The 25598-nt window shown below is 72.5% G+C and carries 21 protein-coding genes, 1 pseudogene and 2 riboswitches; of the genes and pseudogenes, 8 read left to right on the top strand and 14 right to left on the bottom strand.

The annotated features are described in order from the left end of the window. Positions 1-3 precede the first annotated feature (3 nt). From AC3ETA_RS08725 to AC3ETA_RS08760, 8 genes are all read right to left on the bottom strand, one after another. Entirely contained in the window at positions 4-858 is an 855-nt protein-coding gene (locus AC3ETA_RS08725) for a TatD family hydrolase (protein ID WP_432192226.1), read from the bottom strand. Positions 859-860: 2 nt separating this feature from the next. Beyond that, positions 861-1562, bottom strand: a complete 702-nt coding sequence (locus AC3ETA_RS08730) for an EboA domain-containing protein (protein ID WP_432192227.1) — start codon at positions 1560-1562, stop codon at positions 861-863. A 104-nt stretch (positions 1563-1666) separates the two neighbouring features. Beyond that, positions 1667-2527 (bottom strand): sugar phosphate isomerase/epimerase family protein, encoded by an 861-nt coding sequence (locus AC3ETA_RS08735; RefSeq protein ID WP_432192228.1) that lies wholly within the window; start codon positions 2525-2527, stop codon positions 1667-1669. Positions 2528-2560: 33 nt separating this feature from the next. Next, positions 2561-3817 (bottom strand): UbiA family prenyltransferase, encoded by a 1257-nt coding sequence (locus AC3ETA_RS08740; RefSeq protein WP_432192229.1) that lies wholly within the window; start codon positions 3815-3817, stop codon positions 2561-2563. 130 nt (positions 3818-3947) lie between these two features. Continuing rightward, the gene (locus AC3ETA_RS08745) at positions 3948-5360 is read right to left on the bottom strand and encodes a phytoene desaturase family protein (RefSeq protein WP_432192230.1); all 1413 of its coding nucleotides are present in this window, start codon (positions 5358-5360) and stop codon (positions 3948-3950) included. 100 nt (positions 5361-5460) lie between these two features. Further along, complete coding sequence (locus AC3ETA_RS08750) at positions 5461-6309, bottom strand: inositol monophosphatase family protein (RefSeq protein WP_432192231.1); 849 nt, start codon at positions 6307-6309, stop codon at positions 5461-5463. Between the two features lie 118 nt (positions 6310-6427). After that, positions 6428-8254 carry a gamma-glutamyltransferase family protein gene (locus AC3ETA_RS08755; protein ID WP_432192232.1) on the bottom strand — a complete coding sequence of 609 codons (1827 nt, stop codon included), beginning with the start codon at positions 8252-8254 and terminating at the stop codon, positions 6428-6430. A gap of 52 nt (positions 8255-8306) precedes the next feature. Next, positions 8307-8732 (bottom strand): (2Fe-2S) ferredoxin domain-containing protein, encoded by a 426-nt coding sequence (locus AC3ETA_RS08760; RefSeq protein WP_432192233.1) that lies wholly within the window; start codon positions 8730-8732, stop codon positions 8307-8309. A gap of 56 nt (positions 8733-8788) precedes the next feature. Then, positions 8789-8963: riboswitch (cobalamin riboswitch) on the bottom strand. A 111-nt stretch (positions 8964-9074) separates the two neighbouring features. Between AC3ETA_RS08760 and AC3ETA_RS08765 the strand changes: the two are divergent. The 3 genes and pseudogenes from AC3ETA_RS08765 to AC3ETA_RS08775 form a co-directional block, all read left to right on the top strand. Beyond that, positions 9075-9200 (top strand): annotated as a pseudogene (locus AC3ETA_RS08765) (3-hydroxyacyl-CoA dehydrogenase family protein); the annotation flags it as partial. After that, a riboswitch (cobalamin riboswitch) is annotated at positions 9194-9415 on the top strand. It overlaps the preceding pseudogene by 7 nt. A gap of 155 nt (positions 9416-9570) precedes the next feature. Further along, the gene (metE, locus tag AC3ETA_RS08770) at positions 9571-11889 is read left to right on the top strand and encodes a 5-methyltetrahydropteroyltriglutamate--homocysteine S-methyltransferase (protein WP_432192234.1); all 2319 of its coding nucleotides are present in this window, start codon (positions 9571-9573) and stop codon (positions 11887-11889) included. 94 nt (positions 11890-11983) lie between these two features. After that, entirely contained in the window at positions 11984-12571 is a 588-nt protein-coding gene (locus AC3ETA_RS08775; protein WP_432192235.1) for a histidine phosphatase family protein, read from the top strand. A 110-nt stretch (positions 12572-12681) separates the two neighbouring features. Here the strand turns inward: AC3ETA_RS08775 and AC3ETA_RS08780 are convergent, their stop codons facing one another. After that, complete coding sequence (locus AC3ETA_RS08780) at positions 12682-13440, bottom strand: CbtA family protein (RefSeq protein WP_432192236.1); 759 nt, start codon at positions 13438-13440, stop codon at positions 12682-12684. A 20-nt stretch (positions 13441-13460) separates the two neighbouring features. Further along, a complete protein-coding gene (locus AC3ETA_RS08785) occupies positions 13461-13682 on the bottom strand; it encodes a CbtB domain-containing protein (protein ID WP_432192237.1) in 222 nt (73 codons plus the stop codon). Positions 13683-14047: 365 nt separating this feature from the next. On the opposite strand from AC3ETA_RS08785, the gene AC3ETA_RS08790 reads away from it, so the two are divergent. From AC3ETA_RS08790 to meaB, 3 genes are read left to right on the top strand one after another with little or no spacing between them, the layout of a single operon-like run. Then, positions 14048-15850 carry a methylmalonyl-CoA mutase family protein gene (locus tag AC3ETA_RS08790; protein WP_432192238.1) on the top strand — a complete coding sequence of 601 codons (1803 nt, stop codon included), beginning with the start codon at positions 14048-14050 and terminating at the stop codon, positions 15848-15850. Continuing rightward, positions 15850-18012, top strand: coding sequence for a methylmalonyl-CoA mutase (gene scpA, locus AC3ETA_RS08795; protein ID WP_432192239.1), 2163 nt, complete (start codon positions 15850-15852; stop codon positions 18010-18012). The genes AC3ETA_RS08790 and scpA overlap by 1 nt, the downstream gene beginning before the upstream one ends. After that, complete coding sequence (gene meaB / locus AC3ETA_RS08800) at positions 18009-19040, top strand: methylmalonyl Co-A mutase-associated GTPase MeaB (protein ID WP_432192240.1); 1032 nt, start codon at positions 18009-18011, stop codon at positions 19038-19040. Before scpA ends, meaB begins: the two co-directional genes overlap by 4 nt. Here the strand turns inward: meaB and AC3ETA_RS08805 are convergent. Together AC3ETA_RS08805 and AC3ETA_RS08810 are read right to left on the bottom strand one after the other, a co-directional pair. Then, positions 18989-19678 (bottom strand): response regulator, encoded by a 690-nt coding sequence (locus AC3ETA_RS08805; RefSeq protein ID WP_432192241.1) that lies wholly within the window; start codon positions 19676-19678, stop codon positions 18989-18991. The two genes, meaB and AC3ETA_RS08805, sit on opposite strands and share 52 nt — an antisense overlap. Further along, complete coding sequence (locus tag AC3ETA_RS08810; RefSeq protein WP_432192242.1) at positions 19675-20778, bottom strand: sensor histidine kinase; 1104 nt, start codon at positions 20776-20778, stop codon at positions 19675-19677. The genes AC3ETA_RS08805 and AC3ETA_RS08810 overlap by 4 nt, the downstream gene beginning before the upstream one ends. Positions 20779-20945: 167 nt before the next feature. Between AC3ETA_RS08810 and AC3ETA_RS08815 the strand changes: the two genes are divergently transcribed. Both AC3ETA_RS08815 and AC3ETA_RS08820 read left to right on the top strand, forming a co-directional pair. Next, positions 20946-21953, top strand: coding sequence for a carboxymuconolactone decarboxylase family protein (locus AC3ETA_RS08815; RefSeq protein WP_432192243.1), 1008 nt, complete (start codon positions 20946-20948; stop codon positions 21951-21953). A 150-nt stretch (positions 21954-22103) separates the two neighbouring features. Then, positions 22104-22772 (top strand): hypothetical protein, encoded by a 669-nt coding sequence (locus AC3ETA_RS08820; protein ID WP_432192244.1) that lies wholly within the window; start codon positions 22104-22106, stop codon positions 22770-22772. A 21-nt stretch (positions 22773-22793) separates the two neighbouring features. Here the strand turns inward: AC3ETA_RS08820 and AC3ETA_RS08825 are convergent, their stop codons facing one another. Both AC3ETA_RS08825 and AC3ETA_RS08830 read right to left on the bottom strand, forming a co-directional pair. Then, the gene (locus AC3ETA_RS08825; RefSeq protein WP_432192245.1) at positions 22794-24341 is read right to left on the bottom strand and encodes an NCS1 family nucleobase:cation symporter-1; all 1548 of its coding nucleotides are present in this window, start codon (positions 24339-24341) and stop codon (positions 22794-22796) included. A gap of 229 nt (positions 24342-24570) precedes the next feature. After that, positions 24571-25593, bottom strand: a complete 1023-nt coding sequence (locus AC3ETA_RS08830; protein ID WP_432192246.1) for a TIGR03842 family LLM class F420-dependent oxidoreductase — start codon at positions 25591-25593, stop codon at positions 24571-24573. Positions 25594-25598: the final 5 nt, after the last annotated feature.

A 25598-nucleotide genomic window follows, 5' to 3' on the forward strand; every position in this document is an offset into this window, starting at 1 on the left:
TGCTCACGCTCCCCCGCGGCGTATGGAGTTGCCCTGGAAGGTCGCCGTCTCGTCGGGCTTGGGCTCCTCCAGCTCCAGTCGTCCGCTCTGCCCGTAGAAGGCGACGGGGTTGCGCCACAGCACCTTGTCGACGTCGTCCTCGTCGAACCCGGCGGCGAGCATGGCGTCGGCGGTCCGCCGGGTCTTCAGCGGATCCGAACGGCCCCAGTCGGCAGCCGAGTTGACGAGCACCCGGTCGGTGCCGTGCTCCTTGAGGATCTCGACCATCCGGTCCTCGCTCATCTTGGTCCTCGGGTAGATCGAGAACCCGGCCCAGCAGCCGCTGTCGAGGACCGGGCCGACGGTGAGCTCGTTGAGGTGGTCGAGGACGACGAGCCCGGGGGCGATGCCCGACTCCCGTACGACGTCCAGGGTGCGGCGCGTCCCGGCGGCCTTGTCGCGGTGCGGGGTGTGCACGAGGGCGGGCAGCTCGTGCTCGACGGCGAGCCCGAGCTGACGGGCGAGTGCCTCGTCCTCCTCCGGTGTCATCGAGTCGTAGCCGATCTCACCGACGGCGACGACCCGGTCCTTGGCGAGATAGCGGTCCAGTTCGTCGAGGACCGCCAGGCAGCGGGGGTCGTTCGCCTCCTTCGGGTTGAGCGCGATGGTGCAGAAGTGCTGGATGCCGAACTGGGCGGCCCGGTGCGGCTCCCAGCCCAGCAGCCCGTCGAAGTAGTCGTAGAAGCTCTCCGGCGAGGTACGGGGCTGGCCCAGCCAGAAGGCGGGCTCGACCACGGCACGCACCCCGGCCGCGTACATCGCCTCGTAGTCGTCGGTCGTCCGGGAGGTCATGTGGATGTGGGGATCGAAGATGCGCACGGTCAGTCCTCTTCCTTGAGTACGTCCGCTTCGTTGAACGCGTCCATGAGTGCGGGCGCGAGCGCGGTGTCGACGACGTCCGGGAAGGCACGCACGACGGGCCGGACGTCGCGGGGCACGTCCCGTCCGGCGACGATCCGCTCGTGCGCGAAGTCGGCCAGCATCCGGGCCAGTTCACGGTCGGCGCGGATGTCGAGGCCGCTCACGCGGTCGAGCGGGATCTCGCAGAACACGCACTTCAGTACGGCCTGGCGGTACTCGGCGTCCGGGAGGTGCACGGCGGCGTACGGGCCGAGCGCGGCCTCGATCAGGGTGGTGTCGTTGCCCCGCAGCGCCTCCCGGACCAGGGGCAGCGCCAGGTCGCCCAGGTCGAGCAGCGGCAGGGCCCGAAGGACCGCACGCTGTTCGGCCGGGTCGCCGTGCCGATGGAGCCGGGTGACCTCGTCGGCCAGCGCCCGCCCGCGCAGGGGCAGCGCGGTGAGCAGTACGGCCCGGGCGGCCTCGTCGACGGTCCAGTACGCGGTGAGGCGACCGCGCCCGCAGCGCCGCCGGACGGCGGGGAACAGCCGCCGCACGGCGCCGGGTTCGGCGGCCACCTCGGCGGCACTGCCGGCGAGCCAGGCGCGGGCGGCGGGGTCCAGTACGCCGGCCAGGGCGGGGCGGGGGTCGGGAGGGGGCGAGGAAGAGGCGGTCGTTTCAGCCATGGGGGCAACTTCCAGAGAAATGGGGAGAGTAGGTGCGGTGACCTGGTGAGGGAAGAGTGGGCCCGGCAGGGACCGGAAGCGGTCCCTGCGCGTGAGGAGTGGGGCTACAGATCCGCGGCGGCGCGTTCGGCCGCGCGCAGGAACTCGATCGAGCGGCGGGCGACCTCGGGTGCGTCGAGCGAGCCGCCCTGGATCTCCACGGAGACCAGTCCGCGACGGTCGAGGTCGTGTAGAGCGGCCAGCACGGCCGGGAAGTCGATCTCGCCTGCGCCGAACTCCAGATGCTGATGGATCCCGCGCCGCATGTCCTCGATCTGCACATTGCGCAGAAGAGGCGCGGCCAGGCGGACGCACTCCAGCAGCGGGCTCTCCTCCACACAGTGCGCGTGGCCGATGTCCAGGGTGATCCCGAACAGCGGGTGCTCGCCGACGAGTCGGGCCAGCCGCAGACACCGTTCGACGGTGTCGACGAACATGTACGGCTCCGGCTCGAAGGCCAGCGCCACTGTGTACTCCTCGGCGCTCTCCAGCACCACCTCGACGCCTGCCGCGAGCCGCTTGAAGGCGTCCTCTTCGGGCAGCCCTTCCGGCGCCGGGCCGCTGCACAGGTGCACGGTGGGCGAGCCGAGGTCGGCGGCGATGCGCAGAGCGCGGCGCAGCAGGTCGCTCCTGGGCTCGGAGCCCTCCGACATCAGCGTGGGCAGGTGCTTGCCCCAGGGGTCGAGGAAGAAGGGCGCGCCGGTCTCCACGGTCACGTCCAGCCCGAGCCGGCCGAGTTGCCGGGCGAGCGCGGTGACGCGGCGCGGCAGGTCGTCGGCGTACGGGTCGAGGTGGTTGTGGTCCAGGGTGAGCGCGACACCGTCATAGCCGAGGTCGGCGAGGACGACGAGGACGTCGGCCAGCCGATGGTGGCTGAAGCCGTTGGTGCCGTAGCCGAACTTGAGGGGCGTGGGGGGAGGTCTCATGCTGCCGGTTCCTCACACGGAGGTGGGTGGGTCTCAGGTGGGGGATATACGCCGTGCCAGCCGTCGCGCGAGGGGATGGACGATGCCGAGGGCAGCGGCGGCACGGGGTGCGCCGCCCCGCGCGATCAACGCCGCCTGAAGAGGCATCAGCCCGAGGATCCCCGCCCCGACGGCCCGCTGCACGTTGTCGGCCGAGGGCTCTCGCACGGCCCGGATCTGCGCGGTCCCGTACGCCCCGAGATAGGCGAGAGCGGCACCGGTGGTGACAGCGGCCCGAAACTTTCCGGAGGAGGCGACCCGCAGCCCTTCGGAGGCCGAAGCGCGGATGCCTGCGGAGAGTGAGGTGCGCATGCCTGCGGAGGCCGAAGCGCGGATACCTGCGGAGGCCGAGCCACGCATGCCTTCTGAGACTGAAGCACGCATGCCTGCGGAGGCTGACGCACCGAGCCTCTCAGAGGCGGCGACGCGCAGCCCTTCGGGCGCGGCGGCGCAGAGTTCCCTGAAGCGGGCGGTGCCGGCAACGCCCTTGAGGGGCGCGGGGAACTGCGCGACCAGCCCCGACGGCGCCGCAGACGAAACCCGCCCGGTCCCGGCACCCCCGAACCCTCCCAGCACAACCGGCCCGACCACACCGAGCACGGTCGCCACCGACACACCCAACGTCCGAACCGGAACCCGCACCGGCGCCCCACCGATCTCGTGCCGGCTCAACGCCATCAACGTCCCGGTATGCGCACCGACCACCACCGCAGGCACAGCCGCACGCCGCAACGCGGTACCCACCGACGCGGCACCGGCCCCCGGCACGACCGCCCCGGCCAGAACATCCAGCATCCGGGCCCCCGCCATCGCGGCGCCGCCCGCCCCCGTGGACTTCAGCTTCAGGTCGTACGCCCAGACCAGCCCGGCCAACGGAAGCGCGGCGCAGACACTGCGGCGGCCACCCGCAACCGCCGCGAGACCCAGCCCCACCGCCGTCAGCCCACCGGCCACGGCGAGAGCGGCGCGGCGCGGGACGCGCCCGGAAGGCACCGGCCGATCGGGACGTTCGACGCCGTCGACGGCCGCGTCGGCGTAGTCGTTGAGGGCCATGCCGGCCCAGTACAGACAGACGGAGGAACCGATCACTCCGAAGGTACGGGCCCCCAGCGGCCGTCCGGCGGCGACCGCTCCCGCGATCACGTCACCGGGGACACTCAGCGCGGCCGGCGCTCTGACGAGCAGGGCGAGGTCGGAGAGGCGCACGGCAGACCGGGATCGACAGCGGACAACCGCTTTCCGATCTTTCATGGCCGCACCCTACTCGCGGCCGTTGAGCATCCAGCCACCTACCCCCCGGTAAGCGAAGTGACAAAGAAGACACAGGTTTTCCTTACCCTGCGACCTCAACTACCGGTAAAGGTAAGTCGTTTGGGCGGCGTCAGGACTCCTGCCGCAGCCGCCGCCACACCGCCTTGGCCGCGTTGTGCCCCGACATGCCGTGCACCCCCGGTCCGGGCGGGGTCGCCGACGAGCAGATGAAGACCGCCGGGTGCGGGGTGGTGTAGGGGAACAGCGACAGCTTGGGGCGCAGCAGAAGCTGGAGTCCGGACGCGGCACCGGAGCCGATGTCGCCGCCGACGTAGTTGGCGTTGCGCGCGGCGAGTTCGGCGGGGCCGGCCGTCGCACGGGCGAGGACGCGGTCGCGGAATCCCGGGGCGAAGCGCTCCAGTTGGCGCTCGATGGCGTCCGTGAGGTCGCCGGTCCAGCCGTTCGGGACGTGTCCGTACGCCCAGAAGACCTGCTTGCCCTCGGGGGCGCGGGAAGGGTCGACGACACCGGGCTGCACGGTGATCATGAACGGCTTGTCGGGTGCCCGGCCCTGCCGGGACGCGGCGCGCAGGGCGGCGTCGATCTCCGCGCTGTTCCCGCCGATCTGCACGGTGCCGGCGCGGCGGGCCTCCGGCGCGGTCCACGGCACCGGGCCGTCCAGCGCGTAGTCGATCTTGAAGACGCCGGGGCCGTAGCGATAGCCCTCGTAGTAGTTGCCGAGGCCGGCGATGCGGGCCAGGGCGGTGGGCGAGGTGTCGAAGACGTACGCGCGCGCGGGCGGCAGGTCGTCGAGCCGCTTGACCTCGTAGTCGGTGTGGACGCTGCCGCCGAGGTCCTCCAGGTACGCGGTGAGCGCGTCGGAGATGGACTGCGAGCCGCCGCGGGCAAGGGGCCAGCCGCGGGCGTGCGCGGCGAGGGCGAAGACCAAGCCGATGGCGCCGGTGGCGAAGCCGCCGAGGGGGGCCATGACGTGCGCGACGAGACCGGAGAAGAGGGTCTTGACCTGCTCGTCCCTGAAGCGCCGCATCAGCCACGTGGACGGCGGCAGCCCGACCAGGCCGAACCGGGCGAGGGTGACCGGGTCGCGGGGCAGCGCGGTGAGCGGCAGGGACATGAAGTCGCGGGCCAGGGTGTCCCACTTGGGCAGGAACGGTTCGACGAGCCTGCGGTACGGTCCCGCGTCGCGCGGGCCGAAGGAAGCCGCGGTCTCGGCGACGGACCGGGACAGCACGGCGGCGGTGCCGTCGGCGAAGGGGTGCGCCATCGGCAGGTCGGGGTGCAGCCACTCCAGGCCGTAGCGGTCCAGGGGCATGGTCCGGAACACGGGTGAGTTGATGCCGAGGGGGTGCGCGGCGGAGCACGGGTCGTGACGGAAGCCGGGGAGGGTCAGCTCCTCCGTACGGGCGCCTCCGCCGACGGTGTCGCGTGCCTCGAACACGGCCACGGAGAAGCCGCGGCGGGCCAGCTCCACGGCAGCGGTCAGTCCGTTCGGCCCCGCTCCCACCACGACCGCATCGAGCATCGACGGCACCTTCGGACTCCTTCGTCAGCCGACGGCCTTGAAGGATCAGGATATGCCGGGGCACTGACGGCGCAGGGCGCGGGCGGCTTCGCCCTGGGGGTCAGCGCACCCCGCCGGACAGCAGTCCCGCCACCCGACGGGCCGTGGCCGCGTCCCGCGCCGCCGTGAACGGCAGTGCGTTGCCGCCGGTGATCCGGAACGGCTCGCCCGTGCGGGTCAGGTGGGCGCCGCCCGCCTCCTCGACCAGGAGGATGCCCGCGGCGTGGTCCCAGGCGGCCTCCCAGCTGAACGCGGTCGCGTCCAACTCGCCCCGTGCGACGGCCAGATACTCCAGGCCGGCCGATCCGCAGGAGCGCGGTGCGACGCCGTCGGTCCACAAACCGAGCAGGCCGCGCTTTTGGTCATCGGTCGTGTAGTCCGGGTGGGACGTGGCGATTTCGAGGTCACGGCCGGGTTCCGGCGCGCCGGACCGCAGCCGTACGCCGTCGAGGTGGGCGCCCCGGCCACGTACCGCCGTGGCGAGTTGGTCGCGGGCCGGGGCGTAGGTCCAGGAGGCGAGCAGGACGCCGTGCCGGGCGAGCGCGACCAGCGTGCAGAAGCCGGTGTCGCCGTTCACGAACTGGCGGGTGCCGTCGACGGGGTCGATGATCCAGACCGGCGCGTCGCCGCGTATCGCCTCGTACGACGCCGGGTCGGCGTGCACGGCCTCCTCGCCGACCACGACCGAGCCGGGCAGGAGCGCGCTGAGGGCTCCGGTGAGGAACCGCTCGGCGAGCCGGTCGGCGTCGGTGACCAGGTCGTGCGGTCCGCTCTTCTGGTCGATCTCGTGCTCGGCGAGCTGCCGGAAGCGGGGCATGATCTCGGCCGCGGCCGCCTTGCGGACCGCTTCCTCCACGTCGGCCGAGTGCTGTGCGAGAAACTCTTCGATGGTTTCGTTGTATTCGATCACGCGTCAATAAGAACACGACCCTCTGACAGTCCCTGCCCGCCGGGTGGCCGGCGGATGGCATCGACGTGAACATGAGGGGCCGGTATCAGCAGGTCGGAAGCCCGGGGGCGGCGTTTCCTCAGCGCCCGACCGCGTATCCCTGCATGCCGCGCGGATTCGCCGCGGCCGACAGGACGCCGGTCTCCGGGTCCCGTGCCACCACGCACAGCCGGCCCTCCGACCAGGCGTCACCGACGGTCACCTCGTGACCGCGCCGCCGCAGCTCCTCCACCACCGCGGCGTCCGTCCGGGACTCCACGGTGACGCTCCCCGGTCGCATCCCGCGCGGGTGGAAGGAGCCGGGGAAGCTGTCGTTGTGCCAGTTCGGGGCGTCGATCGCGCCCTGGAGGTCGAGACCGCCGCGGACCGGGCCGCGCAGGGCGACGGCGAGGAGGAAGTGCAGCTGCCACTGGTCCTGCTGGTCCCCGCCGGGTGTGCCGAAGGCCATGACGGGCACCCCGTCGCGCAGGGCGATCGAGGGCGTGAGGGTGGTGCGGGGCCGCCGGCCCGGCGTCAGGGAGTTCGGCAGGCCCTCCTCCAACCAGGTCATCTGGAGCCGCGTGCCGAGCGGGAAACCCAGCTCGGGCACGAGGGGGTTGGACTGGAGCCAGCCGCCGCTGGGGGTCGCCGCGATCATGTTGCCCCAGCGGTCGACGATGTCGAGGTGGCAGGTGTCGCCCCGGGTCCCGCCGTCGGCGGCGACATCGGGCTCCCCCGGCACCGGGGACGTGGGGCGCTTGGCGACGGTCGGTTCCCCCGCGCCCGGCGCGTCGGAGGCGGGCCGGACGTCGGCCGCCACGCGCGCGTGCGCGGACAGTCGCGGGGTGCGGCCGCCCGGGCTGCCGGGCCGCATCTCGTGGGACGCCTTCTCGCCGATCAGCTCCCGCCGGTCGGCGTTGTACTCGTCCGACAGCAGGTCGGCCAGCGGCACCTCGGCCGCGTCGCCGTACCAGGCCTCCCGGTCGGCCATGGCCAGCTTGCAGCCCTCGATCAGCAGGTGGACGTACTCGGCGGACCCGTACCGCGGCAGCTCGGGCGGGAGCAGCGCGAGCTGCTGGAGGAGGACGGGGCCCTGGCTCCAGGGGCCGGCCTTGCACACGGTCCAGCCGTTCCAGTCGTACGTCGCCGGCGCCTCGTAGGTCGCGGACCAGCCGGCGAGGTCGGCGGCCGTGAGCGTGCCGGAGTGCCGCTCGCCGCTGGTGTCCACGGTCGGGCGGCCGGCCTGCCGTACCAGGGCCTCGGCGATGAATCCGGACCGCCACACCTCGCGCGCGGCCTCGATCTGGGCGATCCGGTCGCCTGCGCCCGACACCTCGTCGAGCAGCCGCTTCCAGGTGGCGGCGAGGGCGGGATTGCGGAACGGCTCCCCGGGGCGGGGCGCCCGGCCGCCCGGCAGATACACCTCGGCCGAGGAGAGCCACTCCGTCTCGAACAGCTCCCGCACGGTCTCCACCGTCTCGCCGACCCGCTCCACGGGCGCGTGCCCGTGTTCGGCGTACCCGATGGCGTACCGCAGCACCTCCGCAAGGGGCTGGGTCCCGTGGTCCCGCAGCAGCAGCATCCAGGCGTCGAAGGCGCCGGGCACGGCGGCGGCCAGCGGCCCGGTCCCCGGCACCAGTTCCAGTCCGAGTCCCCGGTAGTGCGCGACGGTCGCCCCGGCCGGCGCCGGACCCTGCCCGCACAGCACCCGTACCTCGCCGCCCGCCGGGGCGAGAAGGATCGGCACCTCGCCGGCCGGACCGTTCAGGTGCGGCTCGACCACGTGCAGCACGAACGCGCCCGCCACCGCGGCGTCGTACGCGTTGCCCCCGCGCTCCAGCACCGCCATCGCGGACTGCGAGGCGAGCCAGTGCGTGGAGGACACCATGCCGAAGGTGCCCTGGAGGGTGGGACGGGTGGTGAACATCGGGTCTGTCACCTCGCTGTCGCGCGGATCGGTCCTTCCGATCTTCAGGCACTCACTGTTCGGGGTTCAACCTTCCGGCGTCCCCGGCCCGCCGGGGCGGTGTGAAGGTGTAGAGGTCGAGGACGTCAGGGCAGGGCGCGACGCCGGGGCCGCCGGCCCTGACCCAGGTGATGACGTCCTCGGTGGCCTCGGGGTCGTTCACGAGGCCGAGCCAGACCGGGCGGGCGCCGGCCGCGCGGGCGGCTGCGGACGGCTGGACGACGATCACGTTGGCGTGCTCGCACACGTCGAGGCAGCCGGAGACGCGCACGGGCACGTTGTCGGCGAGGCGAGCGGTCTGCCGCGCGTGGTCGACCCCGGTCACCTTCGGGGTGCCGCAGCAGCAGTCCCGGCAGACGACGACACGGCACGGTGCGGGTGCGGCGGCGGTGGGTGCCGGAGGGTCGGTGGGCGCGGGGCGGGAGGGGAGCACGGGCATGCCTCGGGTGTCGGGGCTCGTACGCGGAGCCTGGCCTACGGACGTCCTCCCCGCCCGGGGGCGTGAAGGTGCCAGCAGGTCTTCGGACTCGGGTTCGTCCGGTCGGGGCGCCTTCCCGGTCTCCCAGTGGCGCGTGCCCCGCCCGTCCCCCTCACCGCTGCGCGTCAGTTCCGGATTCGCACCGGATTCCCTGGCCTCGGTTGTGGCTCGACTGGCCCGCCGAGGCTATCAACTCCGCATGCCGCTCAGGTCGTGCGCCCGGTCACGGGGTACGGCACGAACGTGCTGGTGTTCTCGTCGACGCGCAGGGTCCGCCCGAGGAGCGGCGCGGCCCGCCGGGGGTCCCTCTACGACGCGTTCAAGGAGCCCCTGTATGCCCCTCCCCCGTTGCCGCTGCGGATGGTCGAGGCGGGGCTGCTGGGCCGCAGGAGCGGGCGGGGGTTCCACACGTACGGCCGGGTAGGCTGATCCGTGCAGCTGGTTCGCCCCGTCCGCCAGGCGGGGTGTCGTAAGAGGGAACCCGGTGGAAATCCGGGACTGCCCCGCAGCGGTGAGCGGGAACGACCGCCGTCATGAGCACTGAGCCCGACGTACCGGGCCTGGGAAGCGACGGCCATTAGGAGTCCTCAGGAGATGAGGACGTGCCCGCGAGTCCGAAGACCTGCCAACTGCCCGCGCGCGAACCACTCGTGCGCGGACATCCCGGTGACCTCGAGGGCGGGTCGGCGTACATGACCGAGCGGACGGCCCTGCGGCCGCTGCCGTCCGGTCCGTCACCCCTTCGCACTCTCGTCCCGTCGCCGGGATCTCAGGGAATCGTCTCGCGAAGGAGATCTCCGTGACCACCAAGCCCACAGCCGCGGCAGCACGGGCCACCGTGTACGGCTACCCCCGTCAGGGCCCGGACCGGGAACTGAAGAAGGCGATCGAGGGCTACTGGAAGGGCCGCGTCACCGCCGACGCCCTCCGAGCCACCGCCGCCGAACTGCGCCGGGCCAACTGGCGCCGCCTCGCCGACGCCGGCATCCACGAGGTGCCCACCGGCGACTTCTCGTACTACGACCACGTCCTGGACACCAGCGTCGCCCTCGGCGCGATCCCCGAGCGGCATCGCGTCGCCGTCGAGACCGACGCCCTGGACGGCTACTTCGCCATGGCCCGCGGCACGCAGGACGTCGCGCCGCTGGAGATGACGAAGTGGTTCGACACCAACTACCACTACCTCGTACCGGAGTTGGGCCCGGACACGGTCTTCACGGCGGACTCGGCCAAGCAGGTCGCCGAGCTCAGGGAGGCCCTGGCGCTGGGCCTGACCGCCCGGCCCGTCCTCGTCGGCCCGGTCACCTACCTCCTGCTCGCCAAGCCGGCGCCCGGTGTCGCCGCGGACTTCGAGCCGCTCACCCTGCTGGACCGGCTGCTGCCGGTGTACGCGCGGATCCTGGCCGACCTGCGCGCGGCGGGCGCCGAGTGGGTCCAGCTGGACGAGCCTGCGCTCGTCCAGGACCGCACCCCGGCCGAGCTGAACGCCGCCGGGCGCGCCTACCGTGACCTCGGCGCGGGCACGGACCGGCCGAAGCTGCTGGTCGCCTCCTACTTCGACCGGCTCGGCAAGGCGCTGCCCGTGCTGGCGAAGGCGCCGGTCGAGGGGCTGGCGCTCGACTTCACCGAGGCCGCGGGCGCCAACCTCCAGGCGCTGGCCGCGGTCGGCGGACTGCCCGGCAGGCGGCTGGTCGCCGGTGTCGTCAACGGCCGCAACGTCTGGGTCAACGATCTGTCGGCGTCGCTCGCCACGCTCGGCACCCTGCTGGGCCTCGCTGACCGGGTCGACGTCGCGGCCTCGTGCTCCCTGCTGCACGTGCCGCTGGACGCGGCGGCCGAGCGCGACATCGAGCCGCAGATCCGGCGCTGGCTGGCCTTCGCCCGGCAGAAGACCGCCGAGGTCGTCACCCTCGCCAGGGGCCTCGCCCAGGGCACCGGCGCGATCACCGCCGAACTCGCCGCGAACCGGGCCGACCTGGCCTCCCGCGCCGGCTCCCCGATCACCCGCGACGCGGCCGTACGGTCCCGTGCCGCGGCCGTCACCGCCGAGGACTCCCGCCGCTCGCAGCCGTACGCCGAACGGGCCGCGGCCCAACGCGCCCATCTCAGGCTGCCGTTGCTGCCGACGACCACCGTCGGCTCGTTCCCGCAGACCGGCGAACTGCGCTCCGCACGCGCGGACCTGCGGGCCGGCCGGATCGGCACGGCCGCCTACGAGGACCGCGTCAGGACCGAGATCCAGGAGGTCGTCGCCTTCCAGGAGAAGACCGGCATCGACGTGCTGGTGCACGGCGAGCCCGAACGCAACGACATGGTCCAGTACTTCGCCGAGCAGCTCACCGGGTACCTCGCCACACAGCACGGCTGGGTGCAGTCCTACGGCACCCGCTGCGTCCGCCCGCCGATCCTGGCCGGCGACATCTCCCGGCCCGAGCCGATGACGGTGCGCTGGACGGCGTACGCCCAGTCCCTCACGGCTCGCCCGGTCAAGGGCATGCTCACGGGGCCGGTCACCATGCTCGCCTGGTCCTTCGTCCGCGACGACCAGCCGCTCGGCGAGACAGCCCGCCAGGTCGCCCTCGCCCTGCGCGACGAGGTGACCGACCTGGAGGCGGGCGGCGCCTCCGTCATCCAGGTCGACGAACCGGCACTGCGGGAGACCCTGCCGCTGCGTGCCGCCGACCGCGCCGGGTATCTCGCCTGGGCCACGGAGGCGTTCCGGCTCACCACCGGCGGGGTCCGGCCGGACACCCAGATCCACACCCACATGTGCTACGCAGAGTTCGGCGACGTCGTCCAGGCCATCGACGACCTCGACGCGGACGTCATCAGCCTGGAGGCCGCCCGCTCGCACATGCAGGTGGCCCGTGAACTCGCGGCCCACGGCTACCCGCGCGAGGCCGGTCCGGGTGTCTACGACATCCATTCCCCGCGGGTGCCGAGCGCGCGGGAGGCCGCCGAACTGCTCCGCACCGGCCTGAAGGCGATCCCCGCCGAACGGCTGTGGGTCAACCCCGACTGCGGTCTGAAGACCCGCGGCTGGCCGGAGACCCGGGCCTCGCTGGAGAACCTGGTGGCAGCGGCCCGTACGGTACGGGGCGAGCTGTCCCCGTCCTGACCCGGCCGACCGGCCGGGTGCCCTCGCCGCGGAAGCGGTGAGGGCACCCGGGCAGCCAGGAGCACGTCATGACCCCGGCCCGAGGAGCGACCACGTGACCAGCCGCGTCACCTTCATCCCACCCGCGATGAACGCAGCCCTGCGCCGGGCCCGCTTCGACGACGGCCGGACCCCGCTCGACGACACCGGCACGGCACAGGCACACGCGGCCGCAGGCGCCCTGCCGCCGGCCGCCCGGGTGCTCACCTCGCCGAGCCTGCGCTGCCGGGAGACCGCCGAGGCGCTCGGTCTGCACGGCCCGGCGGTCCCGGAACTGGCGGGGCCGGACGTGAGCCGCTGGCGGGGCCGCCCGCTCGACGAGGTGAGTGCCGCCGAGCCGGAGTCGGTGGGCCGCTGGCTCACGGACCCGGACTGCGCGCCGCACGGGGGTGAGTCGGTGCGGGAGTTCTGCGGCCGGATCGCCCGGTGGCTGACGGACGCCCGGGACCTGGACGGCCGTACGTTCGCCGTGGTCGAGCCGGAGGTCGTGCGCGCGGCTGTCGTGCACGCGCTCGGGATGCCCGAGGCGGCCTTCTGGCGGCTCGACGTCGCCCCGCTGACGGCGACGGAGCTCAGTGGGCGGAGCGGGCGCTGGAACCTGCGGCTGGGGCGGCCCCTCGCCGCACCCGACGCCGACCGGTGACGGCCACCGGGGTCACGGCTTGCCCTGTCTGTCCGGTCGACTCGGTGCCCGGGGAACGCGAGAGGGCCCCCGGACGGTTCCGCGGGCCCTCGTGCGTGAGCGCGTACCGGTCAGCTGGGCGCGGCCGCCGCCGAGGCCCGTGCCGCGGCGGCCGGCCGGGGGTTCAGCAGCCGCTCGGCCAGCTCGCCGAAGAGCAGCCCGAAGCCCGCCCACAGCGTGACCTGCATGGCCAGCGCGGACAGCCGGAACCGCCACAGCACGGTGGCCGGGAAGTCGGCGGGAACCTCGTTGACGACCGGCAGGAACGCGAACGCCAGGCCGGTCACCAGGGCCAACGCGGCCAGGGCGACGACGGTGGCGTACCAATTGCCCAGTCTCGGGGCGAGTCGCTTGCCCAGGATGGTCGCGGCCACCGCAAGGAGGACGCTGAGCACCATCATCAGGAAGTACAGGGTGGTCCGCCTGCCGATGGTGTCGGGGTCGCCGACGGCGGGCGGGTTGGCCGGGTACTTCAGGAACGGCACGATGTAGACGGCGAGCAGCGCGCAGCCGGACAGCAGCAGCGCGGTGGCCCGCGGGGAGAAACGGCCGACGCGGCCGAGGGCGAAGCAGTAGGCGAGAGCGGCGATGCCGCCGAAGGAGACGCCGTAGATCAGGACACCGGTGGCGAGGCCGGCGGTGGACTGGAGGCTGCGGGAGACGAGTTCGGCCTCGTGCTCGTGCCCGGCGGCGTGGGCCTCCTCGAAGCCGATCGCCTTGTCGACGCTCGGCTCACCGAGGACGTAGGCCACGATCAGCGCGAGGACGCCCGCGCCGAGGCCGGCGAGCATGCCTCGCACGAGCAGATTTCGTACGGTTGCGGAGTTCATGAGGGCCTGGCTCCCCGGCGTCAGTGGCAGGGGAAGCCGAGCAGGTGGCGGGCGTCGTGCACCCACTCGTGGACGTCCGCGCCGGAGACGACGGAGGTGGCGCCCTGCTCGGCGCCGACGAAGTACAGCAGGACCAGCATCAGGATGCCGAAGAAGACCGCCCACGGGACGATCGTGCCGATCGGCAGTTTGGCGGGGAGAGCGGTGGGGTCGGCGGTCGGCTGGGCGACATGCTGTGCCATGGCAGGGCTCCTTCGGGAGTTCGCGTCCCATCTCGGTGGTGCACATGACGACGGCCACGGGTCTGACTCACCACCCCCGCGAGGAGGGCGGCATACAGTGGCGCGACCGTGCCGGATTCCCACCGGCTTCCGTCGTGCCGTCGTCGATATCGTCCTGACCGTACTCCTCGACCAGGACATGACCAATGGCAGGCGGGCTCGTGGGACCTTGCTCTGACCGAACCTTTGCCTGAGACGAAAGCCGCGGAACGCCCCTTCCCCGACCACCGGGAAGGGCGCGGAGACGCAGGTCACAATGTGGGAGAGGGCAAGGTCACAGCCCTGCCCACTGCTGCTCCTTTGTCGATCTGACCTAGCATCCGAGCATGACGGTCCTGCCTGACGACGGGCTCTCGCTGGCCGCCGAGTTCCCTGACGCAACCCATGAGCAGTGGCAACACCTGGTGGAAGGTGTGCTGCGCAAGTCGGGCAAGGACGTCTCGGGCCCGGCCGCGGCAGACGCCCTGTCCACTGCCCTGGAGGACGGGTTGCGCACCCGCCCTCTGTACAGCGCGCGTGACGCCGCGCCCGATGCCGGCCTGCCCGGGTTCGCCCCGTTCGTCCGCGGCGGTCGCGCCGAGGGCAGCACGGCCGGCGGCTGGGACGTCCGGCAGCGGCACACGGCCCTCACGGACGGTGTGGTGCTCGCGGACCTGGAGAACGGCGTCACCTCGCTCTGGCTGGTCCTCGGCGAGGGCGGCATCCCGGTGACGGAACTCGGCCGCGCGCTGGACGGCGTCTACCTCGACCTGGCCCCCGTCGTCCTCGACGCGGGCACCGAGGTGGAGCCCGCCGCGCGCGAGCTGCTGCGGCTGTACGAGGAGCGGGGCGTCGCCAAGGAGGCGGCGCGCGGCAACCTCGGCGCGGACCCGCTGGGCCACGAGGCCCGTACCGGAAAGTCCTCCGAGTTCGCCGCCGCTGCCGCGCTGGCGCGGCTGTGCGCCGAGGAGTACCCGGGGGTGCGGGCGCTGACCGTGGACGCGCTGCCGTACCACGAGGCCGGTGGCTCGGCGGCGCAGGAGCTGGGCGCCTCGCTGGCGACCGGCGTCGCGTATCTGCGGGAGCTCGACGAGGCCGGGCTAACGGTCGAACAGGCCGCCGCGCAGCTGGAGTTCCGCTACGCCGCGACCGCCGACCAGTTCCTGACGATCGCCAAGCTGCGCGCCGCGCGCCGGCTGTGGGCGCGGGTGACGGAGGTGTGCGGGGCGTCGAGCGCGCAGGTGCAGCACGCCGTGACCTCGCCGGTGATGATGTCGCGCCGCGACCCCTGGGTGAACATGCTGCGCACGACGGTCGCCACGCTGGCCGCCGGCGTCGGCGGCGCCGAGTCCGTGACGGTGCTGCCCTTCGACCACGCGCTCGGCCTGCCGGACGCGTTCGCGCGGCGTATCGCCCGCAACACCTCGACCATCCTCATCGAGGAGTCCCACCTGGCCCGGGTGATCGACCCGGCGGGCGGCTCCTGGTACGTGGAGCGGCTCACCGACGAACTGGCCGAGGCGGGCTGGGAGTTCTTCCAGCGCATCGAGCGGACCGGCGGCCAGGCGGCCGCGCTGCGCTCCGGGCAGCTGGGCGAGGACCTCGCCGCCACCTGGGAGGCCCGCACCGGCAGGCTCGCCAAGCGCCGCGAGCCGGTCACCGGAGTGAGCGAGTTCCCGAACCTCGCCGAGCAGCCCGTGGAGCGCGAGCCCGCCCCCGAGCCCCGCTCCGGCGGACTGCCCCGCGTCCGGCGCGACGAGGCGTACGAGGCGCTGCGCGCCCGCTCCGACGCCCACCTGGCCGCGACCGGCTCCCGGCCGCGGATCTTCCTGGCCGCGCTCGGCCCGGCCGCCGCGCACACCGCGCGCCTCACCTTCGCCTCGAACCTGTTCCAGGCGGGCGGCATCGAGCCCGTCACCGGGGGCACCTTCGCCGAGAGCGGCGCCACCGAGGTGTGCCTGTGCTCCAGCGACGCGGTGTACGAGGAGCAGGCGGAGGCGGTGACCGGGCAGCTGAAGGGCGCCGGCGCCTCGCACGTGTTCCTCGCTGGGCGGCCGGGGGACCACCCCGGTGTCGACTCGTACGTCTTCGCCGGCTGTGACGCCGTCGCCGTGCTGTCCGCCACCCTCGACCGCATGGGAGTGTCCTGATGGGAATCCCCGACTTCTCCGGGATCGAGCTCGGGGAGCCGAGGACCGACGCCGGCGTCGACGAGTGGCGGAAGGCGGCCGGGAACGACGGAGCCTACTGGGAGACCCCGGAAGGCATCGCGGTCAAGCCGCTGTACACCGGCCGTGACCTGGAGGGCCTGGACTTCCTCGGCACGTACCCGGGCATGGCGCCGTATCTGCGCGGCCCGTACCCGACGATGTACGTCAACCAGCCCTGGACGATCCGCCAGTACGCGGGCTTCTCCACCGCCGAGGAGTCCAACGCGTTCTACCGGCGCAATCTCGCGGCCGGCCAGAAGGGCCTGTCGGTCGCCTTCGACCTGCCCACGCACCGGGGTTACGACAGCGACCACCCGCGGGTGACGGGCGACGTCGGCATGGCGGGGGTCGCCATCGACTCGATCTACGACATGCGTCAGCTCTTCGACGGCATCCCGCTGGACCGGATGACCGTGTCGATGACGATGAACGGTGCCGTGCTGCCGGTGCTGGCGCTCTACATCGTGGCGGCGGAGGAACAGGGCGTCGCGCCCGAGAAGTTGGCCGGGACCATCCAGAACGACATCCTCAAGGAGTTCATGGTCCGCAACACCTACATCTATCCGCCGAAGCCGTCGATGCGGATCATCTCCGACATCTTCGCCTTCACCTCGCAGCGGATGCCGCGCTACAACTCCATCTCCATCTCCGGCTACCACATCCAGGAGGCCGGTGCGACGGCCGACCTGGAGCTGGCGTACACGCTCGCGGACGGCGTCGAGTACATCCGCGCGGGCCGTGAAGCGGGCCTGGACGTGGACGCGTTCGCGCCGCGCCTTTCGTTCTTCTGGGCGATCGGCATGAACTTCTTCATGGAGGTCGCCAAGCTGCGGGCGGCGCGCCTGCTGTGGGCGAAGCTGGTGAAGCAGTTCGACCCGAAGAACACCAAGTCCCTGTCCCTGCGCACCCATTCGCAGACCTCGGGCTGGTCGCTGACCGCGCAGGACGTGTTCAACAACGTCACGCGCACGTGCGTCGAGGCGATGGCGGCGACGCAGGGCCACACGCAGTCGCTGCACACCAACGCCCTCGACGAGGCGCTCGCGCTGCCCACCGACTTCTCGGCCCGTATCGCGCGCAACACCCAGCTGCTGATCCAGCAGGAGTCGGGCACGACCCGGGTCATCGACCCGTGGGGCGGCAGCGCGTACGTGGAGAAGCTGACGTACGACCTCGCCCGGCGTGCCTGGCAGCACATCCAGGAGGTCGAGGCGGCGGGCGGCATGGCCAAGGCGATCGACGCCGGCATCCCCAAGCTGCGCATCGAGGAGGCCGCGGCCCGCACCCAGGCCCGGATCGACTCCGGACGCCAGCCCGTCATCGGCGTCAACAAGTATCGCGTCGACAGCGACGAGCAGATCGAGGTGCTCAAGGTCGACAACTCCTCCGTGCGCGCCCAGCAGATCGAGAAGCTGCGGCGGCTGCGGGCGGAGCGCGACGAGCGGGTCTGCCAGGACGCGCTGGAGGCGCTCACCCGGGCCGCCGACGGCGAGGGCAACCTGCTGGAGCTGGCGGTGAACGCGGCCCGCGCGAAGGCCACCGTCGGGGAGATCTCGGACGCCCTGGAGAAGGTGTACGGGCGGCACGCGAGCCAGATCCGTACGATCACCGGCGTGTACCGCAACGAAGCCGGCGAGTCGCCGTCCGTGGACCGCACCCGCACCCTCGTGTCCGACTTCGAGGAGGCCGAGGGGCGCCGTCCGCGCATCCTGGTCGCCAAGATGGGCCAGGACGGCCACGACCGCGGCCAGAAGGTGATCGCGACCGCGTTCGCCGACCTCGGCTTCGACGTCGACGTCGGCCCGCTGTTCCAGACGCCCGCCGAGGTGGCCCGCCAGGCCGTCGAGGCCGACGTGCACATCGTCGGGGTGTCGTCGCTGGCGGCCGGTCACCTCACCCTCGTACCGGCGCTGAAGGAGGCGCTGGCCGAGGAGGGCCGCGAGGACATCATGATCGTGGTCGGCGGGGTGATCCCGCCGCAGGACGTGCCGACGCTCCTTGAGATGGGTGCGGCGGCGGTCTTCCCGCCCGGGACGGTGATCCCGGACGCCGCGTACGACCTCGTACGGCGGCTGGGGGCCGACCTCGGGCACGAGCTGTGATCGATCTCGACGCGTATGTGAAGGGCGTGCTCGACGGGAAGCGTGCGATCGTCGCGCGCGCCATCACGCTCGTCGAGTCGACCCGGTCGCAGCACCGGGTGCTGGCGCAGCGGTTGCTCACCGAGCTGCTGCCGCACAGCGGCAAGGCGCGCCGGATCGGTGTGAGCGGGGTGCCTGGGGTCGGGAAGTCGACGTTCATCGACGCGTTCGGGACCATGCTCACGGGGCTCGGGTACCGGGTCGCGGTGCTGGCCGTCGATCCGTCGTCCAGCCGGACGGGCGGGTCGATCCTGGGTGACAAGACCCGGATGGAGCGGCTGGCGGTGGACCCGGCGGCCTTCATCCGTCCCTCCCCCACGGCCGGCACGCTGGGCGGCGTGGCCAAGGCCACCCGGGAGTCGATCGTGGTGATGGAGGCGGCCGGCTACGACGTCGTCCTGGTCGAGACGGTCGGCGTCGGCCAGTCGGAGACCGCGGTCGCGAACATGGTCGACTCCTTCCTGCTGCTGACACTGGCCCGTACCGGCGACCAGCTCCAGGGCATCAAGAAGGGCGTCCTGGAACTGGCCGACGTGCTCGCCGTCAACAAGGCCGACGGCCCGCACGAGCGCGACGCGCGTGCCGCGGCCCGGGAGCTGGCGGGTGCCCTGCGGCTGATGCACGGCAGGGACGCCGTCTGGACACCGCCCGTCCTGCACTGCAGCGGGCGAGAGTCGATCGGCCTGGACACCGTCTGGGACCGGCTCGAACAGCACCGCACGCTGCTCGACTCCACCGGTCGGCTCGCCGCCAAGCGGCGCGAGCAGCAGGTCGACTGGACCTGGACCATGGTCCGCGACGAGCTGCTGGGCCGGCTCCATGCGGACCCGTCGGTGCGGGAGGTCGCGCCGGGCCTCGAACAGCAGGTCAGGGACGGCGAGTTGACGGCGACGCTGGCCGCCGAGCGCATCCTCGCGGCGTTCGGGGGCGAGCGCGATCAGCCCACCGGGCTGTCGGGACTGCGCGGCGCGACCAGCCCCGACTCGTAGGCGAACACGACGAGTTGGGCCCGGTCCCGCGCCCCCAGTTTGGTCATCGCCCTGCTGATGTGGGTCTTCGCCGTGAACGGGCTGATCACCATGTGCGCGGCGATCTCCTCGTTGGTGAGCCCGCGCGCCGCCAGCGCCGTGACCTCCCGCTCGCGCCGGGTCAGGCACTCCAGACCGGGTGCCGTGGCCCGGTCGGGAGGGCGGGCGACGAACTCGCCGATGAGGGTGCGGGTGACGGCCGGGGACAGCAGCGCCTCGCCGCGGGCCACCACCTCGATCGCCTGGAGCAGGTCGGCCGGTTCGGTGTCCTTCAGCAGGAAGCCGCTCGCGCCGGCCCGCAGCGCCTCGAAGACGTACTCGTCGTGACCGTAGTTGGTGAGGATCACCACGCGCACGGCGGCGAGGGCGGGGTCCGCGGCGATGCGGCGGGTCGCCTCGATGCCCGTCATCACCGGCATCTGTACGTCGATCAGCGCGATGTCGGGGACCTGGGCGCGGATCAGCGCGAGGCCACGCGCGCCGTCGCCCGCCTCGCCGACGACCTCGATGCCGTCCTCGGCGTCCAGCAGGGCCCGGAAGCCCGCCCGCATCAGTGCCTGGTCGTCGACGAGGGCCACCCTGATCACGTCGTCCGTCATCCCGTCTCCCCCAGCGGCAGCCGCGCCCGCACCGCGAATCCGCCCTCCGCGCGCGGGGCGGCCTCCAGTGTGCCGCCGAGAGCCGCGACGCGCTCGCGCATACCGGTGAGGCCGATGCCGGCGGTGGGGGGACGGGACGGGTCGGCGGTGCCGTCGTCCTCGACACCTATCGTCAAGTCGCCTTTCGTGTAGGTGAGCTGGACGCTCACCTTGGCCGGGCCCGCGTGCCGGGCCGCGTTGGTGAGCGCTTCCTGGACGATGCGGTACATGGCCCGGTCGACGGTCGCCGCGAGCGGCCGCTCGTCGCCGGTCACGGTCAGGTCGACCGCGAGCCCGGCGGCCCGCGCCCGTTCCACGAGCAGCGCGGGCGTGCCGGTCGGCTCGTCGGTGCGCAGCACCTCCAGCGTGGCGCGCAGTTCGCGCATGGCTTCGCCGCTCGCCTCCTGGATGGCGAGCAGGGCGGGCGGCACGTCCTCGCCGCGCTTGCGGGCGAGGTGCACGGCGACCCCGGCCTGAAGCTTGACGATGGAGATGCTGTGGGTGAGGGAGTCGTGCAACTCCCTTGCGATGCGCAGGCGTTCCTCGCCCGCCCTGCGCAGCGCCGCTTCCTCGCGGGTGCGTTCGGCCTCCAGCGCGCGCTGCTCGGTCTGGCGCAGGTACGCCTGCCAGTTGCGGTCGGCGAGGCCGGTCACGACGGCGCACAGGAACCATCCGGCGAGGAGCAGTGCCTCGCGTACCACGTCCGAGGTCGCCGAGCCCACCGTGACGTAACCGGCGAGGAAGACGCCGGCCGCCGCGGCCGCCGTGCCCCGGTGCCCGGTCCGGGCGGCGGTGTGCACCGCGCCCACGACGGGGAGGGCGAGGCTGCCGGCGGGTCCGGCGTGGACGACGTCGGCGAGCAGGCAGGCGGTGGTGATCGCGAGCACCGCGCGCGGGGCGGTGCGGTGTGCGGCCAGGGTCAGTGAACCGGCCGCGATCAGTACCCAGTCGACGGGCCCGGCACGGTCGTCCGCCACGGCGGCGAGCACGGTGATCGCGCCGACCACGACCGCGACGGTCGCGTCGGCGAACCGCTCGCGTGTGCTGCGTTGCCCGCTCATGCCCGCACACTAGACCGCGCCACCGGCAGCGACGTCAGCCCTGTGGACGGCTCCTGGACTACTCCCGGCGCGGTAGTGCGGCACATCGGCCCGCCCCGCCGGCGCAGCCCGGACTCCGTTCGCCGGTACGACGACCCGCACGGCCCCGGCGGCGCAGGCTACTGCCCATGTCCACACCCTTCCGTCACACCGAGCCCCTGCCGCCCGCCTCGGCCGCCGGCACCGTCGCCGAGGTCTACGCGCAGATCGCCCTCGACTTCGGCATCTCCGAGCCCTCCACCTTCGTGGTCCTGTCCTCCGCACCCGAACTCCTCGCCCCTGCCTGGGCGTTGATGCGCGAGTCGCTCATCGCCGGTCCGGGCAGCCGGACCGGCAAGGAGCTGGTGGCGCTCGGGGTGTCGCTCGCCAACAGGTGCCCCTTCTGCGTGGACGCGCACACCGTGCTGCTGCACGCCACCGGGGACCATGCGCTCGCCGAGCGGGTGGCCCGCGGGGACATGCCGCAGAACGAGGAGCACGCGCGCCTGCTCTCCTGGGGGCAGGACACGCGCGTACCCGGCGCCGACCTGGAGCCGTACCCCTTCCCGCGCGAGCACGCCCCCGCCTATCTCGGCACCGCGCTCACCTTCCACTTCATCAACCGGATCGCGTCGGCCCTGCTGACCGAGAACCTGCTCCCGGCGGGCGCCCAGCGCTTCCGGGCGGTACGGAGCGTCGCGGGCCGCGCGCTGTCCCGGACCGTGCGCCGCACCGCCCGCCCCGGCCAGTCGCTGGCGCTGCTCGACGACATCGACGCCGGTGAGGCGCCCGCGTGGGCGCGTGGCACGCCCGTCGGTGTCGCGTACGCGTCGCTGCTCAGGGCGGCCATGAGCGGCGCGGGCCTGCTCGGCGCCGAGGACCACGACCTCGTGGAGGCGGCCCTCCAGGACTGGGACGGCACACATCCGCCGCTCGCCCTGGACGGGGTCCCGGACCGCCGGGAGCGTCCCGGTGCGCGGCTGGCGCTGCTGGCCGCGCTGGCGCCGTACCGCATCACCGACGAGGACGTGGCCGCGTGGCGCGGGCCGGAGCACACCGACCACTGTCTGGTGCATCTCGTCGCCTACGGCGCCTTCATCGCCGTGGACCGCATCGAAAGCGCCTTTTCCGCCCAAATCACCCAAGAGGCTCTGTAATTGACCCAGGGCACCACGTAATCGAGACCCGTCCGTAATGGCGTCGGCACGGAGCGAGTTGACCCTTCCGCCTCACAGTCAGTCATGTGACACTGGCGTCCCGTCCGCAGTGCGGACTGCTTCCGCACCGTCCCCCACGAGAAGTGCGCCGTGCGTTGTCTTCCCTTGCCGCTTGCTCTCACCGCACGACTGTCGCCCGTCGTCGTGCTCGCCGCCGCGGGCTGGGCGCTGTCGTCCTCACCCGCCGCGACGCCGGCCGCCGAGGAACGGACGGCGACGCAGAAGACGGACGAGGACTCGCCCTCGGCCCCCGCGACGGCGGCTGCGTCGAAGACGTACGCCGCCGCTCCCTCGCCCTGCGGCAGCCTGGGCTCGAAGTCGATAAAGGACCTCGTGCCCGGCGCCAAGACGGGCGGCAAGGAGATTCCGTCCTCCGACTCCAAGCTGCGCCGCACCTGCTCGTGGAACGCGCTCAAGGGCTACGAGTACCGCTGGCTGGACGTGTCCTTCGAGATCACGGCGTCGGACGAGGCGGCCGAGGAGTCCTACAAGGGGCGCGTCGCGGACAAGAGCGGCGGGGGCACCGTGCCCGGGATCGGCGACGCGGGCTACTCCGTGGTGAACCTCAGCACCGACGACGGACAGCAGACCCGCGAGGGCACGGTGCTGGTCCGCGCGTCCAACGCGCTGGTCTCCATCACCTACAGCGGCAGCGACTTCGAGTCGAAGAAGGCGCCCGGCACCGACGACATCAACAAGGGCGCGATCAAGGCGGCCAAGGAGGCGGTCGCCGCCCTGGAGGACGGTCAGAAGGGCTGACCGTCCTCCCCGGCTGCCTTCTCAGGCGTCCGCGCGTTCCTTGCGGCCGCCCATCAGCACCACGTACAGCACCAGCGAGGTGCCCAGACCCACCGCCCAGCCGTAGTCGGCGAGCGGCTTGAGGAACGGGATCACTCCGTCGGCCGGGAACGGTCCGGTCTTCGAGCCGTCCGCGCCCACACCCGAGTACGAGCCGCCGACCGCGAGGACGCCGCCCACGACGAAGGCCGCGACGGCCCGCCAGTTCCAGCCCGAGGAGTACCAGTAGCGCCCACCGGGCGTGTACAGGTCGGCCAGGTGCAGGACCGTACGGCGGACGATCCAGTAGTCGGCGATCAGGATGCCCGCGACCGTGCCGAGCAGGCCGCCGACCACGCCGAGCCAGGTGAAGATGTAGAACTCCGGGGTGGAGATCAGCTTCCACGGGAAGATCAGGACGCCGACGACACCGGTGATCAGCGCGCCCGTACGGAAGTTGATGAGCTTCGGTGCCAGGTTCGCCAGGTCGTACGCCGGGGAGACCACGTTCGCCGCGATGTTCACGGAGACCGTGGCGACCAGCACCACGATGAGGGCGAAGAGCAGGCCGAAGGCGTTGTCGGCCTTGGCGGCCAGGGCGACCGGGTCCCAGATGGCCTCGCCGTAGACGACCTCGGAGCCGGAGGTGACCAGGACGGCGAGGATCGCGAAGAGCGTCATGGTCGTCGGCAGGCCGAGGGACTGCCCCCAGGTCTGCGCCCGCTGGCTGGCGCCGAAGCGGGTGAAGTCGGGGATGTTGAGGGAGAGCGTCGCCCAGAAGCCGATCATTCCCATCAGGGACGGGAAGAAGACCGGCCAGAAGTCGGCGCCCCAGCCGAGCTTCGAGGGCTGGTCGAGCAACGCGCCGAACCCGTCCGCCTTGACCGCGATCCAGACCAGCAGGACCAGCGCGCCGACGATCACGAAGGGCGCGGCCCAGTTCTCGAAGTGCCGCAGGAAGTCCATGCCGCGGTAGATGATGGCGATCTGCACGGCCCAGAACAGGATGAAGCAGAGCCACAGCGGCCAGGGGTTGCCCGCGATCTTGCCGGCATTCTCCCAGTGGCCCCCGGTGAGCCTGGAGCCGAGCGCGAAGATGCCGCTGCCGCCGATCCAGGTCTGGATGCCGAACCAGCCGCAGGCCACGGCCGCCCGGATCATCGCCGGGATGTTGGCGCCGCGCAGCCCGAAGGAGGCCCGCGCAAGGACCGGGAAGGGTATGCCGTACTTGGGCCCGGCATGCCCGGTGGCCAGCATCGGCAGCAGCACGATGACGTTGGCCAGCGCGATGGTGAAGACGGCCTGCTTCCAGTCCATGCCGAGCGCGACCAGGCCGGAGGCCAGGGTCCAGCTGGGGATGCAGTGGGCCATCGAGATCCACAGGGCGGCGAAGTTGTACGTCGTCCACTTGCGCTCGGCGACCGGGACGGGACGCAGGTCCTCGTTGGCGAAGGGGCTGTCGGCGGGGTACGCCTCCGGGGCGAGCTCGATCCGGCCGCCGGTGTCGGCGGACCGGGATATGGGCGACCCCTTGGGGACTGTATTGGTCATGAGCAGGCCAATCGATCTTGGACGGGAACGGGAGAGGCCGTGCGGGGGCCGGCGGGGCGACGGGAAGGAGTGGGTGCGGTGCCGCGAGTGCGGGCGGGCCCACCCCTGCCCGGGCCCCGCCACCCCTCCCCTCCCCGGGACGGCGGGGAGGCCGGGACCGGTGGGGAGGGAGACAAGGGGTGGGGGGTCGGTGGAGCGGTGTGGTGCTGTGTGAACTCGCCCAGCGGCGTCAGGAGTTGACCGCGGGGATGACCGACGAGCCGTACGCGTCGATCACCGCTTCCTGCGCGTCGTGCATGTCGTAGACGGCGAACTGGTCGACACCCAGCTCGCGCAGGGCGTTCAGCTTCTCGATGTGCTTCTCGACCGGGCCGATGAGGCAGAACCGGTCGACGATCTCGTCGGGCACGAACGCGGTGTCCGGGTTGTCGGCACGCCCGTGGTGGGAGTAGTCGTAGCCCTCACGGGCCTTGATGTAGTCGGTGAGTTCGTCGGGTACGGCCGCTGAGTGCTCGCCGTACTTCGACACCAGGTCGGCCACGTGGTTGCCGACCATCCCGCCGAACCAGCGGCACTGCTCACGGGCGTGGGCGAGCTTCTCGGGCGAGTCGTCCTCGGTGACGTACGCCGGGGCCGCCACGCAGATCCTCACCTCGGACGGGTCGCGGCCGGCCGCGCCGGCCGCGTCCTTCACGGCCTTGACCATGTACTCGGTCAGATAGAGGTCGGCGAGCTGCAGGATGAACCCGTCGGCCTCCTCGCCGGTCATCTTCAGGGCCTTCGGGCCGTACGCCGCCATCCACACGGGGAGTTCGGCGCCGGGCTTGATCCACGGGAACCTGACGACCGTACCGCCGCCGAGATCGGCCTCACGGCCGCTGCCGAGCGCCCGGATGACCTTCATGGCCTCGCTGATCCGGGCCAGGGTGTTGGGCTTGCGGCCGGCGACGCGCATGGCCGAGTCGCCGCGGCCGATGCCGCAGACCGTGCGGTTGCCGAACATGTCGTTGAGGGTGGCGAAGGTGGAGGCGGTGACCTCCCAGGTGCGGGTGCCCGGGTTGGTCACCATGGGCCCGACGGTCAGGTTCTGCGTGTTGGCCAGGATCTGGCTGTAGATGACGAACGGCTCCTGCCACAGCACGGCCGAGTCGAAGGTCCAGCCGTAGGTGAACCCGCTGCGCTCGGCGCGTTTCATCAGGCTGACGACCCGCGAGGCGGGCGGGTCGGTCTGCAGGACGAGTCCGAAGTCCATGTGCT

The sequence above is a fragment of the Streptomyces sp. bgisy027 genome (assembly GCF_057710365.1).

Bases quoted from the DNA above. Each gene is read 5' to 3' on its own strand.
- AC3ETA_RS08735 (WP_432192228.1), bottom strand. From the start codon at position 2,527: ATGAGACCTCCCCCCACGCCCCTCAAGTTCGGCTACGGCACCAACGGC.
- AC3ETA_RS08810 (WP_432192242.1), bottom strand. From the start codon at position 20,778: ATGAGCGGGCAACGCAGCACACGCGAGCGGTTCGCCGACGCGACCGTC.
- AC3ETA_RS08830 (WP_432192246.1), bottom strand. From the start codon at position 25,593: ATGGACTTCGGACTCGTCCTGCAGACCGACCCGCCCGCCTCGCGGGTC.
- AC3ETA_RS08780 (WP_432192236.1), bottom strand. From the start codon at position 13,440: ATGAACTCCGCAACCGTACGAAATCTGCTCGTGCGAGGCATGCTCGCC.
- AC3ETA_RS08745 (WP_432192230.1), bottom strand. From the start codon at position 5,360: ATGCTCGATGCGGTCGTGGTGGGAGCGGGGCCGAACGGACTGACCGCT.
- AC3ETA_RS08730 (WP_432192227.1), bottom strand. From the start codon at position 1,562: ATGGCTGAAACGACCGCCTCTTCCTCGCCCCCTCCCGACCCCCGCCCC.
- AC3ETA_RS08815 (WP_432192243.1), top strand. From the start codon at position 20,946: ATGTCCACACCCTTCCGTCACACCGAGCCCCTGCCGCCCGCCTCGGCC.
- AC3ETA_RS08805 (WP_432192241.1), bottom strand. From the start codon at position 19,678: ATGACGGACGACGTGATCAGGGTGGCCCTCGTCGACGACCAGGCACTG.
- AC3ETA_RS08755 (WP_432192232.1), bottom strand. From the start codon at position 8,254: ATGTTCACCACCCGTCCCACCCTCCAGGGCACCTTCGGCATGGTGTCC.
- AC3ETA_RS08760 (WP_432192233.1), bottom strand. From the start codon at position 8,732: ATGCCCGTGCTCCCCTCCCGCCCCGCGCCCACCGACCCTCCGGCACCC.
- AC3ETA_RS08825 (WP_432192245.1), bottom strand. From the start codon at position 24,341: ATGACCAATACAGTCCCCAAGGGGTCGCCCATATCCCGGTCCGCCGAC.
- AC3ETA_RS08785 (WP_432192237.1), bottom strand. From the start codon at position 13,682: ATGGCACAGCATGTCGCCCAGCCGACCGCCGACCCCACCGCTCTCCCC.
- AC3ETA_RS08790 (WP_432192238.1), top strand. From the start codon at position 14,048: ATGACGGTCCTGCCTGACGACGGGCTCTCGCTGGCCGCCGAGTTCCCT.
- scpA (WP_432192239.1), top strand. From the start codon at position 15,850: ATGGGAATCCCCGACTTCTCCGGGATCGAGCTCGGGGAGCCGAGGACC.
- AC3ETA_RS08740 (WP_432192229.1), bottom strand. From the start codon at position 3,817: ATGAAAGATCGGAAAGCGGTTGTCCGCTGTCGATCCCGGTCTGCCGTG.